This is a genomic window from Roseateles albus, from assembly GCF_028595345.1.
Classification (GTDB): Bacteria; Pseudomonadota; Gammaproteobacteria; order Burkholderiales; family Burkholderiaceae_C; genus Paucibacter_A; species Paucibacter_A albus.
Genome location: NZ_JAQQXT010000020.1, coordinates 1 through 15,456, shown reverse-complemented (window position 1 = coordinate 15,456; position 15,456 = coordinate 1). Strand labels below are relative to the sequence as shown.

The following is a 15,456-nucleotide window of genomic DNA, read 5'->3' as shown; positions in this document are numbered from 1 at the left end:
CAGGCTCCCTTAAATTTTCTTTTGCTCGGCGGCCAAGCGGATTGCTTCGGCCAACTCTTCTTCGGCCGTCTTGGCCACGGGCTTCTTGGTCGGGTCGTCGATCAAGCCCTGCAAAAAGGCCAGTCGCTTGATCAATTCACTGAGGCCTTGCAGCATCAGCAGACCAAAACCGACAGGGATCAGGGCGTAAACAGGCCACAGAATCAGGCCGCCGGCGTTTGATGACATTTCGCCCGAACGCAAGGCCTGCAAAAAGAAGGGGGTGCCGAGGTAGAGGATGGTGGCGCAGACCGGCATCAGGAAGACGACGAAACCAAACACGTCGATCCAGGTTTGTACGCGCTTGGAGAAGCGCCCGACCACCACGTCGATGCGTACATGTTCGTTGTTCAGCAAGGTGTAGCCGGCGGCCAGCAAGAAGGAGGCCGCGAACAAATACCACTGCATCTCCAAAAAGGCGTTGGAGCTGTAGTTGAAGGCCTTGCGAATGATGGCGTTGACGGCGCTGATCACCGTTGAGGCGAGGATCAACCAAATGACCCAGCGGCCGATAAAACGGCTCATGCCGTCAATCAGCCCGGAAATTTTGAGTAGGGCGTGCACCTTGAGCTCCTGTGGTCTTGTACGAATGCGACAGCGCAGTCGGCACAGCTGCCGACGCTTGACGCAATGTATGAGCACAGGGCTGAATTGATCCTTAACAAGAGGGGTCTCCTAGGGCAAGTCCTAGGAGAGTTATCCCGGGGGCTTGGCGCCCAGGCCTGGGTGCCAAGCCCGCTGAGCTCAGCTGCTCAAGGCTTGTTTGACGGCGGCGGAAACCAAGGCCATATCGGCTTTTCCACTCAGCTGCGCCTTGACGGCAGCCATCACGCGGCCCATATCGGCAGCACTCTTGGCGCCCAGTTCGGTGACGATCGCGCTTACCGCTTGTTGGACTTCGTCGGCGTTCATGCGCTGCGGCAAGTAGACCTCCAGCACCTTGAGTTCGACGGCTTCTTTGTCGGCCAGATCTTGTCGGCCGCCGGCGGTGAACTGCGTGATCGAATCCTTGCGTTGTTTGATCAGCTTGTCGACGATGGCAATCACGCCGACGTCATCCACCACGATGCGCTCGTCGACTTCTTTTTGCTTGATGGCGGCCAGCAGACCGCGGATGGTGGTCAGCTTGTCGGCTTCTTTGGCGCGCATCGCGGCCTTCATGTCTTCGGTAATGCGTTCTTTCAGGCTCATGGCGAATCCTTGATCAATCGGTGCGGGAGGAATTGTGAACAGCAAATCGCTTCGTCAAAAGAAAAAGCCCGCTACAGCGTCCTGTGCGGGCTTTTTCTGGGTGCTTTGTACGCAGCAATCAAATTTTGTTTAATCACTGCGGGGCAATCAAGCCCGCACGAAGCGTCAGATCTCTAAAAGACGATCAGAACAGCTTCTTCGGCAGCTGCATGCTGCGAATGCGCTTGTAGTTACGCTTGACGGCCGCAGCCTTCTTGCGCTTGCGCTCAGCCGTTGGCTTCTCGTAAAACTCACGGGCGCGCAGGTCAGTCAGCAAGCCGAGTTTTTCAATAGTGCGCTTAAAACGGCGCAGAGCCACATCAAATGGCTCGTTCTCTTTGACGCGAATCGTTGTCATGAAAAGGTAGTTCCTTCAATATGCGCTCGGTGTTCGTCACTCACTTCATTCGCGCTGCTCATTAGTTACAGCTTTGAAATCGGTGTCTGAAACGGCTTATCCGGAAATCCGCTTCAGATAAGTTGCGAATCGACGCGCAGGGTTTGCCAGCAAAGACAGCGATTGTAGCCTGAATTTCACGCCTTGGAAACATTCTCGCCCAAGGATCTTGCGCAAGCCGCCGCGCTGGCCCAGGCCCACTGAAAGTTGTAGCCGCCCAACCAGCCGGTGACATCGACGACTTCACCAATGAAATACAGGCCCGGCACGCGTTTGCTCTGCATGTCTTGCGAGTTCAGCTCGCGCGTGTCAACGCCGCCGCGCATCACCTCGGCCTTGCGCCAACCCTCGCTGCCGCTGGGCGCCAGCTGCCAAGCCTGCAGCTGACTGGCGAGATTTTGCAGGTCACGGTCCTTGCACTCGGGCATGGTGCGGCTGCCGTCCAAGCCCAGGCGCTCGGTCCAGGCTTGCGCCAAGCGCTGCGGGAACAGGCTTGCCAACTCATTGCCGAGTTGTCGCCGTGATTCGGCTTTGGCCTCCAGGAGCTTGGCGGTCAGATCCACATCCGGTGCCAAATCGATCTGCAGGCTTTCGCCGTCTTTCCAGAAACTGGAAATCTGCAAAATTGCCGGGCCGCTCAAACCTCTGTGCGTGAACAGCAGATCTTCGAGGAAGCGGCCGCGCGCCTTGCCCTTGCCGGTGCTGACCATCACAGGTAGTGAGAGCCCAGACAGCGAGGAAAAGGGCGCCCAGGCCTCGGCGTCAAAGGTCAAAGGCACCAAGGCGGCACGTGGTTCGATGATGTTGTGGCCCAGGCGTTTGGCCAAACGCAAGCCCCAGTCGGAGGCCCCGATCTTGGGGATGGACAGTCCACCGGTGGCCACGACGACGGCCTTGGCTTGAACCACGCCGCGCGATGTTTCGAGCCTGAATCCCGCTACGGCTGCGCTGGCCTCGGCTGGTGCGTGGACATCGATGACGGTACAGGGTTGCCAGCGCTGCACGGCGCCTGCCTCGCATTCGCTCAGCAGCATCTGAATGATCTGCTCGCTGGAGTCGTCGCAAAACAGCTGACCTTTGTGCTTTTCATGAAAGCCAATGCCATGTTTTTGAACCAGCGCAATGAAGTCCTGGCTGCTATAGCGGGCCAATGCAGAGCGGCAAAAGGCGGGATTTTCTGAAAGGAAATTGGCCGGTCCAACATCCCGGTTGGTGAAGTTACAGCGCCCGCCGCCCGAGATGCGGATCTTCTCGGCCAAGCGCTCGGCGTGATCAATCACGAGCACGCGCTGGCCTCGCTGGCCGGCCATGCCTGCGCAAAAAAGCCCTGCGGCGCCGGCGCCAATCACGACCAAGTCAAAACTTTGCATATCTATTGAGCTTCAATCTGCGGTGCCCGGGTGGCACGCTGGGCGCGATTGTCCCGCAGGCGCATGTTTTGACGAATCGGACTTTGGTGAAATCAGGGCGAGCGAGCCAAGTAACATGGCATTTCTGAGTAAGCAGGGTGCATTTGGAACAGATAATTGCGATTCTGCGCGGCATGTTTCGAATCTTTTGCAAAGTATCGATAGCGTCGTGAATCTAGGGGGGAATGCAGTGTTTTTCTGATCGACCCCTTGCCCGCGCCTATCGCTGCCGCCTACATTTCCAAACAGCGGGTCAGCCGATCGATATCGGTGACTACTGGTTTTTGTTTGACTGAGAGTTCATGGACACTTCTTCCGATCCTTGTGACGAGTCACTGCCCAAAGCGGGCAGTTTTGCGCATTGGCTCAGCAGCCAGCCGGGGCTTTTGCCGGAGCTTGGGGGGGTGTTGTTGAGTCTGATTGAGCCGCTCGATTCATTCATTGCGGTCAAATCACTGGTCAATGGGCGTTATGTTTTTGCCAGCGCTGGCCTAGATCATGTGTTCGGCAAAGGAGCGGTGGCCGGCAGCACTGACAATGAATTGATGCGCTCGGATGAAGTGGTAGGCATCCGCCGGGTCGAGCAGTCGGTGATGGCGCAACGCGCTATGGTCGTCAGCGAGCATCGTCTGGAGTTGGCGGGGCGCAGGCGCGAGTTCACCGTCACGCGAGCGCCGCTGGGCAGCGAGCACCTGTTGTCGGTTTGGCGGGAGCGCACCGAAGAGCGCCACCGTGAGTCTCATTTGCAGCGAGCCTTGCAGCAAATTGAGCAGCAGCAAAAAACCATCGAGCAAATCCGCCGGGAACTGCAGCAAGGCAGTGGGCGCGATGATTTGTCGGGCCTCTATCTGCGTGCGCAATTTGACGACCAGTTGCTGCGCGAAATCGATCTTTCGACCCGCGAGCACCGGGAATTTGCGTTGGTCATCATTGCCTTGGACCCCGCGCCGGCAGCGGTCCAGGCCATGGGGGATGAGGCCAGTCAGCGTTTGCTCGAGGGCATGGGTCGAATGCTGCGCGCTAACACCCGATCTATGGATGCGGCTTGCCGCATCGCCGAAGATCGGTTCGCGGTCTTGTTGTCGGGCGTAGGCTTGGCCACGGCACATGCGCGGATGGAGCAGTTGCGTCGGCAATGCACGGCGCAAATCGTCGTGCTCAATGGCGTGGACATGGGCTTGTCCATCTCGATGGGCGTGTGCAGCTTCCCCCACACCGCATCCAAGCAAGAGGAATTGCTGGCGGCCAGTGAAGCGGCGGTACAAGAGGCTCAGCGTCGCGGCGGCAATCAGGTGGTGCTGGCCGCTATTCCCTTCGTCAGTTAGTGCGACGCCTCAAGTCGCGTCTTGCAACAACTCTTGCAAGCGCGCCCACTCGGCGGGGGTGACCGGCGTGATCGACAAGCGACTGCCGGGCTGCAAAACCTGCATGGTTTGCAGGACAGGATCGGCGCGCAGGGCAGTGCGGTTGATGAGCTTGGTCTTGCGCACAAAGGCGATATCGACGAGCACCCAGCGCGGCGCCTCCGGCTTGGACTTGGCGTCGTAATAGGCGCCTTGCGGGTCGAACTGGCTGGCGTCCGTATAGGGTTTGCTGGCAACGCGAGCGATGCCGGCAATACCGATCATTTCAGGCGCGGGGCAAGACGAGTGGTAGAACAGCACGCCATCGCCTAGCTGCATCTGGTCGCGCATGAAATTGCGCGCTTGATAGTTGCGCACGCCGGTCCAAGGCAAGGTTTGCGCGGGCGCGCGGCTCAGATCATCGATGGAGCACTCGGCGGGCTCCGACTTCATCAGCCAGTAGTTCATGAGGCAGAGCTCGACGCTGTGGGCGTGAGCTAAAAAAAAGGTGTCCACCGCGAACCATGAGCCGCATTCCTGAACCAGGGGTTCAGGTGGGCGAGGTCAGCCAAGCATTGGGTTCATCTGACGCGAGACGATCACGCTTGCTGGGCGATGTTCCAAGCCCTTGCTCATAGAGCATTGGTTCAAGGAAATATAAAGCTCACGCGAAGGCGGTGGACAGAGTGGATTCTACGGCCTGCACGCTGACAGTTCCGTGAACTCAGAGCAATTTCCCGTCGTGCTCAAGGGCTTCGTCGAGACGGCGCATCAGGCTTTCCAGATCGGGCAAGTTGTCGGCAGCGAGTGGCCGCGACTTGGCCTGTGCATTAGCTGCGGACGCGCCGCCTTCGGCCAATTGATAAGCCAGGTTCAGAGCGGCCAAAACTGCGATGCGCTCACGAGCCTTGACGCGGCCCGAGTCGCGGATCGCGCTCATCTCGCGGTCAACCTGAGACACGGCCTTGGCCAAAGCGGCCTCACCACCCTCGGGGCAGCCGAGCAAATAGCTCTGCCCCATGATGGTCACTTCCATTTGCTTCATTGGGAATTCTTTCCGGATTCACTGTCAACCGGCAAGCGCTCGAGCAAAACATCGATGCGTGCTCGGGCGGCGTTCAAGCGCGAACGCAGGCTGTCGCGCTCCTGGCTCAGGCTCTGCACTTGCTCTTGAAGCAAGGCATTGGTTCGTTTCAGTTCATCGTGTCGAATCAGGATTCGTTCGACACGATCTATCAGTTCATTGAGGCTTGGCATGGCGTCCGGCGGCGGCTAGGCAGGCGTCGATTGTAGGCGGCGACCGTGGTCGCACTGCAAAGCTACCGAGCAACTTCCACAGAGTGGCTGTCTAGCTTTGCAGATATAGCGCCCATGCAAAATCAGCCAGTGGTGGGCATCCACCATGAATTCGGCCGGGATTCGCTTGAGCAAGCCCAATTCCACAGCCAGTGGTGTCTTGCCTGGCGCCAAGCCGGTGCGATTGCTGACCCGGAACAGATGGGTGTCCACCGCCATGGTGGCTTCGCCGAAGGCGACATTGAGCACCACATTGGCGGTCTTGCGGCCCACACCCGGCAGCTCTTCCAGCGCCTCGCGCGTTCGGGGCACTTGGCCCTGGTGCTTGTCGATCAGGATGCGGCATGTCGCGATCAAATGCTTGGCTTTGCTGCGATACAGGCCAATGGTGCGGATGTACTCGCACAAACCTTCTTCGCCGAGAGCCAAGATTTTTTGCGGCGTATTGGCGACTGGGAATAAGCGGGCGGTCGCTTTGTTGACGCCAACGTCAGTAGCCTGCGCGGATAGCAAAACCGCCGCGAGCAACTCGAACACGCTGGCGTAGGCCAGCTCGGTTTGCGGCGAGGGGTTGGCAGCTCGCAGGGTTTGGAAAAATATATGGATCTGTTGGGCGTTCATGGCCGCAATTGTCCACCGCTGGCGTCAAAGGCCAAGGTCCAGAGCCTTCCTAAACGGTGGTCTGCGCAGCGGGGCTGGCGGCGGCCGCCAAGCCGTTGTCAAAATGCGCCCGCATCAAGCGCGCCGCAGCGTCGCCTTGGCGCTGCATCAAGGCTTGCAACAAGGCCCGGTGCTCCTGCAAAGACTCAGCCAGGCGGCCTTGCTTGAACAGCGAATGGTGGCGGTTGAGCTTCATCACCCGACGCAAGTCGGTGACGATTTGCTGGCGCCAGCGGTTGCCTTCGATCTCCAGCAGGCGCAGATGGAATTGCTCGTTAGCGGCGAAGAATGCGTCGCGCTCCTGGGCTTGTTGCTCCAACTGCTCATGCAGCAATTGCAGCTCGCCCAATTCGCTGCCTGTTGCATTCAGGGCGACGCGCGCCGCGGCATCGCTCTCCAGCAAGGCCAGCAACTGATAGGCCTCGCGCACATCACGCTCGCTCATCTCGGTCACATAGGCGCCGCGTCGCACTTTCATCGTGACCAGCCCCTCGGCCGCGAGGACCTTCAAGGCCTCGCGAAGCGGCGTGCGGCTGATGCCCAGCTCGGCGCAAAGCTTGAGCTCGTCTATCCATGCGCCGGGCTCCAGTTCGCGACCGAAGATTTGTTGGCGCAAGCGCTCCGCCACCTCTTGGTAGAGGGCGCGTGGGGCGAGCTTGAGCGGGGTGGTCATGTGGAAAAGAAGGGGGTGACTGTCAGTGTAGCGTCAATTCTGAATTTATAATTATGAATGATTGGCGCGCTATCATGCTGCGTCTGCAGGAGTCCTAGATGTCTGATGCCCCGAATTCCAAGTCCAGCGAGTTTCCTAAGGCCAGCTTGGCTGACTGGAGCAAGGCCGCCGCAAAGTCCGCCCCTGGGGGCGACGTGTCGGCGTTGAATTGGCACACGCCCGAGGGTCTGATGGTCAAGCCGCTGTACACGGCGGCCGACACGGCACATCTGCCGCACGCCGACACCTTGCCCGGCTTCGAGCCCTATTTGCGCGGCCCGCAGGCGACCATGTATGCGGTGCGGCCCTGGACGATTCGCCAATACGCGGGTTTTTCCACCGCCGAAGAAAGCAATGCCTTTTATCGCAAGGCGCTGGCCGCCGGCGGGCAAGGCGTGTCGGTGGCCTTCGATCTGGCCACCCACCGGGGCTATGACAGCGACCACCCGCGCGTCACCGGCGATGTCGGCAAGGCCGGCGTGGCGATCGACTCGGTCGAGGACATGAAAATCCTCTTCAACCAGATCCCGCTCGACAAGGTCTCGGTCTCGATGACGATGAACGGTGCGGTGCTCCCGGTGCTGGCCGGCTATGTGGTGGCGGCCGAAGAGCAGGGTGTCAGCCAAGACAAATTGAGTGGAACCATACAGAACGACATCCTCAAGGAGTTCATGGTTCGCAACACCTATATCTACCCGCCCGAGCCGTCGATGCGCATCATCGGCGACATCATCGAATACACGGCACAGAACTGCCCCAAGTTCAACTCGATCAGCATCAGCGGCTATCACATGCAAGAAGCCGGCGCCAATCAGGCGCTGGAGCTGGCCTTCACCCTGGCAGACGGCAAAGAATATGTGACGACGGCCTTGGCCAAGGGCCTGAGCGTCGATGAGTTCGCGCCGCGCCTGAGTTTCTTCTGGGCCGTGGGCATGAACTTCTATTTGGAGATCGCCAAGATGCGGGCCGCACGCCTGCTCTGGTGCCGCATCATGAAGGGCTTTGAGGCCAAGAACCCCAAGAGCTTGATGCTGCGCACCCACAGCCAGACCTCGGGCTGGAGCCTGACCGAGCAAGACCCGTACAACAATGTCGTTAGAACCACGATCGAGGCGATGGCAGCGGTGTTCGGCGGCACGCAGTCGCTGCACACCAACTCGCTGGACGAGGCGATCGCCTTGCCGACGGAGTTCTCGTCCCGAATCGCTCGCAATACGCAGCTGATCATCCAGGAAGAAACCCATATCACCAGCGTGATCGACCCCTGGGCCGGTAGCTACATGATGGAGTCGCTGACGCAGGACATGGCGGACAAGGCCTGGTCCATCATCGAGGAAGTTGAAGCGATGGGCGGCATGGTCAAGGCGGTGGACTCGGGCTGGGCCAAGCTCAAGATCGAGGCCAGCGCAGCCCAAAAGCAGGCCGCGATCGACTCCGGCCGCGATGTGATCGTCGGCGTCAACAAGTACAAGCTGGCCAAGGAAGATCCGATTGAAATTTTGGATGTCGACAATGTGCGGGTGCGTGACGGCCAAATTGAGCGGCTGAAGGCCATTAAGGCGAGCCGCGACTCAGCGGCCGTGCAGGCCGCTTTGAACGCGCTGACCGAGGCCGCTCGTTCGGGTCAGGGCAATCTGCTCGATCTCAGCATCAAGGCGATGCGTTTGCGCGCTACCGTGGGCGAGATCAGCGACGCGCTGGAGTTGGTTTATGGCCGTCACCGCGCCGATACCCAAAAAGTCAGCGGCGTCTATGCGGCAGCCTATGACTCGGCCGAGGGCTGGGCCAAGCTGCAAGAAGAGATTGCTGCTTTTGCCACGGAACAGGGTCGCCGGCCGCGTGTGATGGTCGCCAAGCTGGGCCAGGACGGCCATGACCGCGGCGCCAAGGTCGTGGCCACTGCCTACGCCGATCTGGGCTTCGACGTCGACATCGGCCCGCTGTTCCAGACCCCCGAGGAATGCGCCCGCCAAGCAATCGAAAACGATGTGCATGCGGTTGGCATCTCAACCCTGGCCGCCGGGCACAAGACCCTGGTGCCGGCCATCATTGCGTCGCTGAAGGCGCAGGGCGCCGACGACATCATCGTGTTTGTCGGTGGTGTGATTCCGGCCCAGGACTACGACATGCTTTATGAGGCTGGCGTCAAAGGCATCTACGGCCCCGGCACGCCGATCCCGGCCAGCGCCAAGGATGTGCTGGAGCAGATCCGCCTGAGTTTGGCCAGTCAGCCGGTCTGATATGAGCGACTACAGCTTGCAGCCGGTGCAAGTCGAAGACTTCGAGGCGATGCTGAGTTTGCGCATGGACGCCTTGCGCGAGAGTCTGGAGCGCCTGGGGCGCTTTGACTTGCAGCGCGGGCGCGATCGCTTTCAGGCTGCATTTGCGCCCGAGTTCATGCGGCATATCTGCTGCGGTGCGGAGCGCATCGGCTTCGTCACGCTGAAGCCCGCGGGCGCAAGCTTGCATCTGGAGCAGCTCTACGTGAAGCCCGAACAGCAAGGCCAGCGCGTCGGGGCCTGGGTGATCAGCTGGGTCAAGGACCGGGCCCGGGCGGCCAGGCAAGACGTGACCCTGTCGGCCTTGAAGCTCAGCGACGCCAATCGTTTTTATCTGCGCCACGGCTTCAAGCAAGTCGCCGAGAGCGAGTTCGATATCGATTACCGTTGGACTTGCGAGGTCGCTACATGAGTCTGGCTGCCGCTCTTTTGGCTGGGCCGAGCGCCGCTCAGCGCCGCGCGATCGCCAAGGCGATCACTCTCTTGGAGTCCACGCGGCCCGACCACCGACTGCAAGCCGACGCCTTGCTGACCGAGCTGCTGCCGCACACCGGCAAGTCTTTTCGGCTCGGCATCTCCGGCGTGCCCGGCGTCGGGAAGAGTACTTTCATCGAGGCCTTGGGTCTGTTTCTGATTGAGCGCGGCCACCGCGTAGCGGTGCTGGCGGTCGACCCGTCCAGCAGCCTCTCCGGGGGCGCCATCCTCGGCGACAAAACCCGCATGGAGCGGCTGTCGATGGATGAGCGCGCATTCATCCGCCCCAGCCCCAGCAGCGGCACCTTAGGCGGCGTGGCCGACAAGACCCGTGAGGCGATGTTGGTCTGCGAGGCGGCCGGCTTCGACATCGTCATTGTCGAGACCGTCGGCGTGGGCCAAAGCGAGACGGCCGTGGCCGGCATGACCGATATGTATGTGCTCTTGCAACTGCCCAATGCCGGCGACGATTTGCAGGCGATCAAAAAAGGCGTGATGGAGCTGGCCGATCTGGTCGTCATCAACAAGGCCGATTTGGATTGGGCCGCCGCGACCCGCGCGCAGGCGCAGATCGGCTCCAGCCTGCGCAACTATGGCCATTCGGGCCGGCAGGCCAGCCACCCGCACGTGTTACAAGTTAGTGCTTTGAAGTCCACGGGGCTGGCTGAGTTTTGGGCAGCGGTGGATCTGTACCGCCAGGAGCAGGTCACGAGCGGTGGGCTTGAGGCAAAACGCCGGGCCCAAGCGCAGGATTGGATGTGGGAACGCATACACAGCGGCTTGCGGCAACAGTTCGCTGACGCGCCTGCCGTGCGAGCCTTGCTGCCCGAGATCACTGCACAAGTTTTGCAAGGACAGTTGGCCGCTTCGACCGCTGCGAGGCAATTATTGAACCGATTTTTGGAGACGTTTAAACATGCATGACATCCAACAACGCCTGGAAGAAAAACGTGCTCAGGCTCGCCTCGGCGGCGGCGAGAAGCGCATCGCTGCGCAGCACGCCAAGGGCAAGCTGACCGCCCGCGAACGGCTGGAGCTCCTGTTTGACGAGGGCACTTTCGAGGAATGGGATATGTTCGTCGAGCATCGCTGCGTGGACTTCGGCATGCAGGACAACAAGATCCCCGGTGACGGTGTCGTCACCGGTTACGGCATGATCAATGGCCGCCTGGCCTTCAGCTTCAGCCAGGACTTCACTGTGTTTGGCGGCGCTTTGAGCGAGTCGCACGCGGAAAAGATCTGCAAGGTGATGGACCAAGCGATGAAGGTTGGCGCGCCTGTCATCGGCCTGAACGACTCGGGTGGCGCGCGCATCCAGGAGGGCGTGGCCTCGCTGGGCGGCTACGCCGATGTGTTCCAGAAGAATGTGTTGGCCAGCGGCGTGATCCCTCAGATCAGCATGATCATGGGCCCTTGTGCGGGCGGCGCGGTTTATTCGCCTGCGATGACGGACTTCATCTTCATGGTGAAAGACTCCAGCTATATGTTCGTCACCGGCCCCGAGGTGGTGAAGACGGTCACGCATGAGGAAGTGACGGCCGAGGAGTTGGGCGGGGCCGGCACGCACACCAGCAAGAGCGGTGTGGCCGACCTGGCCTTCGAGAACGACGTTGAGGCGATCCTGATGCTGCGGCGCTTCTTCAATTACCTGCCCTTGAATAACCGTGAAAAGGCGCCGACAAGGCCCAGCGGAGACCCCGGCAACCGGCTTGACCGATCGCTCGACACCCTGGTGCCGGACAACGCCAATAAGCCTTACGACATGAAGGAGCTGATCCTCAAGGTGGTCGACGACGGCGACTTCTTCGAGTTGCAGCCCGAGTATGCAAAGAACATCCTGACCGGCTTTGCCCGCATGGAAGGGCAAACGGTCGGCATCGTTGCGAATCAGCCGCTGGTCTTGGCCGGCTGCCTGGACATCAAGAGTTCCATCAAGGCTGCGCGCTTTGTGCGTTTTTGCGATGCTTTCAATATTCCGGTCATCACCTTTGTCGATGTGCCCGGCTTCATGCCTGGGACATCGCAGGAATACGGCGGCATCATCAAGCATGGCGCCAAGCTGCTCTACGCCTATGCCGAATGCACGGTGCCCAAGGTGACCGTCATCACCCGCAAGGCCTACGGCGGCGCCTATGACGTGATGAGCTCCAAGCATCTGCGCGGCGACGTCAACTTCGCCTGGCCTAATGCCGAAATCGCGGTGATGGGCGCCAAGGGCGCGGTCGAGATCATCTTCCGTGAAGACAAGGGCGACCCGGAGAAGCTTGCTGCCAAGGAAGCTGAATACAAAGCCCGCTTTGCCAACCCCTTTGTCGCAGGTGCGCGCGGCTTCATCGACGACGTGATTCAGCCGCATGAAACCCGCAAGCGCATTTGCCGCTCGCTGGTGATGCTCAAAGATAAGAAGCTGGAGAACCCGTGGCGCAAGCACGGCAATATCCCGCTGTGAAAGCCTGGCTGCTGGCTTTGGCTGTGATCGCCGCACCTGCTTGGGCTCAGAAAAAGGCCGCTGAATGCGTGGTCGAGCATGAGTCGGCCGGCGAGCAGGGCAGGGCCGGCGCACCCGACCCGGATGCCGCTGACGCTCGGGGCAAGCAAGAAGCTAAGGCCGCGTTCGAGCGCTGTGCATTGCGGCACTACGGGCCGAGTAGCGAGCCGCGCATCGAAGCCTGTGAAGCCGATTTGTTCAGCCTGCCGGTGATTTTGCTATTCCGAGTGGATGGGCAGTCACGTGTGGCGGCGCTTGCTGATTTGAAGCGTGAAGACGCGCATGAAGACGGTCGGGCGAAAGCGATGTTGGAGTTTGCCTATCAGGGGCGCGGACCGGCCAAGGACCAGGGGCCTCACTGGATGGCCGAGCGTGTCAGTGAATGGACCGATCGCTGCCTGTCGGGGCGGCTGCGGTTTTCTCAGAATTGAAGCGGGAGTTCAAGCATGTTTGACAAAATTTTGATAGCGAACCGTGGCGAGATCGCTTGCCGGGTCATCAAGACAGCCCGCAAGATGGGCATCAAGACGGTGGCCGTCTATTCCGAGGCGGACAAGGACGCGCTCCATGTCGAGCTGGCCGATGAGGCCGTGCTCTTAGGCCCAGCGCCCAGTCGCGAGTCCTATCTGGTGGCGGACAAGATCATTGCCGCTGCGCTGCAGACCGGAGCGCAGGCCATCCACCCCGGCTACGGTTTCCTGAGCGAGAACGAAGACTTCGCCCGCCGGGTCGAAGAAGCGGGCATTGCTTTCATCGGGCCGAAGGCGCATTCGATCGCGGCAATGGGCGACAAGATCGCGTCCAAAAAGCTGGCGAACGCCGCGCAGGTCAACACCATCCCCGGCCACAACGAGCCTATCCTGTCGGCCGAAGAAGCGGTGCAGATCGCCCAGGGCATCGGCTATCCGGTGATGATCAAGGCCAGCGCCGGTGGTGGCGGCAAGGGTTTACGCGTCGCCTTCAACGACAAGGAATGCTTTGAGGGCTTCACCAGCTGCCGCAACGAGGCGCGCAACAGCTTTGGCGATGACCGCGTCTTCATGGAGAAGTTCGTCGAGGAGCCGCGGCATATCGAGATCCAGGTCCTGGGCGACAGCCAGGGCCATGTGCTCTACCTGTGGGAGCGTGAATGCTCGATCCAGCGCCGTCACCAGAAGGTGATCGAAGAGGCGCCGTCGCCGTTTATCAGCGAGGCCACGCGCAAGGCGATGGGCGAGCAGGCAGTGGCCTTGGCCAAAGCGGTCAAATACCAAAGCGCGGGTACGGTCGAGTTCGTCGTCGGCAAGGATCAGAGTTTCTACTTCCTGGAGATGAACACGCGACTGCAGGTCGAGCATCCGGTGACCGAATGCATCACCGGGCTGGACCTGGTCGAGCAGATGATTCGCGTCGCCGCCGGCGAGGCCTTGGCCTTCACGCAGGCCGACCTGAAACGCGAGGGCTGGGCGATCGAATGCCGCATCAATGCCGAAGATCCCTTCCGCAACTTTCTGCCCTCGACCGGTCGCTTGGTCAAATACCAGCCGCCGGTGGCGACGATGGAATCCGCCGACCCGGCGCGGTACGGCGTGCGCGTCGACACTGGCGTGACCGAGGGTGGCGAGATCCCGATGTTCTACGACTCGATGATCGCCAAGCTGATCGTGCACGGCAAAGACCGTGCCGAGGCCATCGCCAAGATGCGCGAGGCGCTGAATGGCTTTGTGATCCGCGGCATCTCGAGCAATATCCCGTTTCAATCGGCGCTGCTGGCGCATGCCGACTTCCAGAGCGGCAACTTCAACACCGGCTTCATTGCCCAGCATTACGCCGCCGGCTTCCGGGCCGAGGATGTGCCGCATGAGGACCCCTTGTTCCTCGTCGCGCTAGCCGGCTTCATCCGCCGCAAGGCACGCGAGCGCGAGGCCGGCATCACCGGCCAGCTGCCTGGCCATGAAGTTAAGATCGAGCATGACTATGTGGCGCTGGTGTCGGAAGGCACGGCCGGCGAGCAGACTCGTCACGAGTTGCATATCTCCGAATTCGTCGGCCATCTGGGTGAGGCCTTAGTACGGGTCGGCGAGCAGAGCTTCCGTATCGTCTGCAACTCGCGTCTGAACGACATTCGGCTAACGGGCACGGTCAATGGTGAACCCTTCGTGGCCCAGGCCGAGCGCGGCGCGCCCAGGCAGCCGCTGGCCTACCGTTTACAGCACAACGGCTATGCGATCGTGGTCAATGTCTTGTCGCCGCGCGCGGCCGAATTGCAGTCCTTGATGCCCTTCAAGGCGCCGCCTGACACCAGCAAGTTCCTGCTTTCGCCGATGCCGGGTTTGCTGGTGCAGATCGCGGCCGAGCCGGGGCAAGTCGTGCAAGCCGGCGAGCGCTTGGCGGTGATCGAGGCGATGAAGATGGAGAACATCCTCCTAGCCACCCAAGACGTCAAGATCGCCGAGGTGTTGGCCAAGGTCGGCGAGAGCCTGGCGGTGGATCAACTGATTTTGAGGTTCGAATGATGATGGCTGATAGCGCCAAGCCCTACCGCATTCTCGGTGTCCAGCAAATCGCCATCGGCGGGCCCGACAAGCAGGCACTGCGCCGGCTTTGGGTCGACGTGTTGGGCCTGACGGTGATCGGCAACTTTGTCTCCGAGCGCGAGAACGTCGATGAAGACATCTGCGCCATCGGCAGCGGCCCGCACAAGATCGAAGTCGATTTGATGCAGCCGCTGGACCCGGACAAAAAGCCAGCCGTTCACACCACGCCGCTCAACCATGTGGGCCTATGGGTCGACGATCTGCCTATGGCCGTTGAGTGGATGACGGCTAACGGGGTGCGATTCGCCCCCGGCGGCATCCGCAAGGGCGCGGCCGGTTTCGACATTTGCTTCATCCACCCTAAGAGCAATGACGAGTTCCCAATTGGCGGCGAGGGCGTGCTGATCGAGTTAGTGCAAGCGCCGGCCGAGGTGATCGTAGCGCTGGCCGGAGCAGACGGAAATTGAATCAGGCACCCAGCCATGCTGAATTAGTCGGCCCTGCAAAACCCCGCCAACCCCCATGGCTACTGACATCTCGGGGTGAATGCCAATGGCCAGAACTCCCAAAAAGATATTCAATCGCTATTGATTTTTGGGAGTTCTGGAGGGTA

The 15,456-nt window shown here is 60.6% G+C and carries 17 protein-coding genes; 8 read left to right on the top strand and 9 right to left on the bottom strand.

Annotation, left to right across the window (positions count from 1 at the left end; genetic code table 11):
* Nucleotides 1-9: 9 nt before the first annotated feature.
* The 4 genes from PRZ03_RS22380 to PRZ03_RS22365 form a co-directional block, all read right to left on the bottom strand.
* Nucleotides 10-603: a TRAP transporter small permease subunit gene (locus PRZ03_RS22380; RefSeq protein ID WP_263535286.1), complete on the bottom strand. Its 594-nt coding sequence runs from the start codon at nt 601-603 to the stop codon at nt 10-12.
* Between the two features lie 180 nt (nt 604-783).
* Nucleotides 784-1,230, bottom strand: coding sequence for a GatB/YqeY domain-containing protein (locus tag PRZ03_RS22375; protein WP_263535285.1), 447 nt, complete (start codon nt 1,228-1,230; stop codon nt 784-786).
* Nucleotides 1,231-1,414: 184 nt separating this feature from the next.
* Complete coding sequence (gene rpsU, locus PRZ03_RS22370; RefSeq protein WP_105262375.1) at nt 1,415-1,627, bottom strand: 30S ribosomal protein S21; 213 nt, start codon at nt 1,625-1,627, stop codon at nt 1,415-1,417.
* Nucleotides 1,628-1,803: 176 nt separating this feature from the next.
* Entirely contained in the window at nt 1,804-3,036 is a 1,233-nt protein-coding gene (locus tag PRZ03_RS22365; RefSeq protein WP_273602339.1) for a BaiN/RdsA family NAD(P)/FAD-dependent oxidoreductase, read from the bottom strand.
* A gap of 341 nt (nt 3,037-3,377) precedes the next feature.
* Between PRZ03_RS22365 and PRZ03_RS22360 the strand changes: the two genes are divergently transcribed.
* Nucleotides 3,378-4,400: a GGDEF domain-containing protein gene (locus tag PRZ03_RS22360; protein ID WP_273602338.1), complete on the top strand. Its 1,023-nt coding sequence runs from the start codon at nt 3,378-3,380 to the stop codon at nt 4,398-4,400.
* A gap of 9 nt (nt 4,401-4,409) precedes the next feature.
* On the opposite strand, the gene PRZ03_RS22355 is transcribed toward PRZ03_RS22360, so the two are convergent.
* The 5 genes from PRZ03_RS22355 to PRZ03_RS22335 all read right to left on the bottom strand — a co-directional run bounded on the left by PRZ03_RS22355 (nt 4,410) and on the right by PRZ03_RS22335 (nt 7,047).
* The gene (locus PRZ03_RS22355; RefSeq protein WP_273602337.1) at nt 4,410-4,886 is read right to left on the bottom strand and encodes an EVE domain-containing protein; all 477 of its coding nucleotides are present in this window, start codon (nt 4,884-4,886) and stop codon (nt 4,410-4,412) included.
* 256 nt (nt 4,887-5,142) lie between these two features.
* Nucleotides 5,143-5,463, bottom strand: a complete 321-nt coding sequence (locus tag PRZ03_RS22350) for a cell division protein ZapA (RefSeq protein WP_263535281.1) — start codon at nt 5,461-5,463, stop codon at nt 5,143-5,145.
* Nucleotides 5,460-5,675 (bottom strand): cell division protein ZapB, encoded by a 216-nt coding sequence (locus PRZ03_RS22345; protein ID WP_263535280.1) that lies wholly within the window; start codon nt 5,673-5,675, stop codon nt 5,460-5,462. Before PRZ03_RS22345 ends, PRZ03_RS22350 begins: the two co-directional genes overlap by 4 nt.
* 15 nt (nt 5,676-5,690) lie before the next feature.
* Nucleotides 5,691-6,335 (bottom strand): endonuclease III, encoded by a 645-nt coding sequence (gene nth, locus PRZ03_RS22340; RefSeq protein ID WP_273602336.1) that lies wholly within the window; start codon nt 6,333-6,335, stop codon nt 5,691-5,693.
* A gap of 49 nt (nt 6,336-6,384) precedes the next feature.
* Nucleotides 6,385-7,047: a GntR family transcriptional regulator gene (locus PRZ03_RS22335; protein WP_273602335.1), complete on the bottom strand. Its 663-nt coding sequence runs from the start codon at nt 7,045-7,047 to the stop codon at nt 6,385-6,387.
* A gap of 98 nt (nt 7,048-7,145) precedes the next feature.
* On the opposite strand from PRZ03_RS22335, the gene scpA reads away from it, so the two are divergent.
* Genes scpA through PRZ03_RS22300 form a run of 7 tightly spaced genes read left to right on the top strand, consistent with a single transcriptional unit; the run spans nt 7,146 to nt 15,310 of the window.
* Entirely contained in the window at nt 7,146-9,326 is a 2,181-nt protein-coding gene (gene scpA / locus PRZ03_RS22330) for a methylmalonyl-CoA mutase (protein WP_273602334.1), read from the top strand.
* A gap of 1 nt (nt 9,327) precedes the next feature.
* On the top strand, nt 9,328-9,777 hold the full coding sequence (locus PRZ03_RS22325) for a GNAT family N-acetyltransferase (RefSeq protein ID WP_273602333.1): 450 nt from the start codon (nt 9,328-9,330) through the stop codon (nt 9,775-9,777).
* Nucleotides 9,774-10,763 (top strand): methylmalonyl Co-A mutase-associated GTPase MeaB, encoded by a 990-nt coding sequence (meaB, locus tag PRZ03_RS22320; protein ID WP_273602332.1) that lies wholly within the window; start codon nt 9,774-9,776, stop codon nt 10,761-10,763. Before PRZ03_RS22325 ends, meaB begins: the two co-directional genes overlap by 4 nt.
* The gene (locus PRZ03_RS22315; RefSeq protein ID WP_273602331.1) at nt 10,756-12,288 is read left to right on the top strand and encodes an acyl-CoA carboxylase subunit beta; all 1,533 of its coding nucleotides are present in this window, start codon (nt 10,756-10,758) and stop codon (nt 12,286-12,288) included. Before meaB ends, PRZ03_RS22315 begins: the two co-directional genes overlap by 8 nt.
* On the top strand, nt 12,258-12,758 hold the full coding sequence (locus PRZ03_RS22310) for a hypothetical protein (RefSeq protein WP_273602330.1): 501 nt from the start codon (nt 12,258-12,260) through the stop codon (nt 12,756-12,758). Before PRZ03_RS22315 ends, PRZ03_RS22310 begins: the two co-directional genes overlap by 31 nt.
* Before the next feature lie 15 nt (nt 12,759-12,773).
* Complete coding sequence (locus PRZ03_RS22305; RefSeq protein ID WP_273602329.1) at nt 12,774-14,822, top strand: acetyl-CoA carboxylase biotin carboxylase subunit; 2,049 nt, start codon at nt 12,774-12,776, stop codon at nt 14,820-14,822.
* A 2-nt stretch (nt 14,823-14,824) separates the two neighbouring features.
* Nucleotides 14,825-15,310: a VOC family protein gene (locus tag PRZ03_RS22300; RefSeq protein WP_273602381.1), complete on the top strand. Its 486-nt coding sequence runs from the start codon at nt 14,825-14,827 to the stop codon at nt 15,308-15,310.
* Nucleotides 15,311-15,456: the final 146 nt, after the last annotated feature.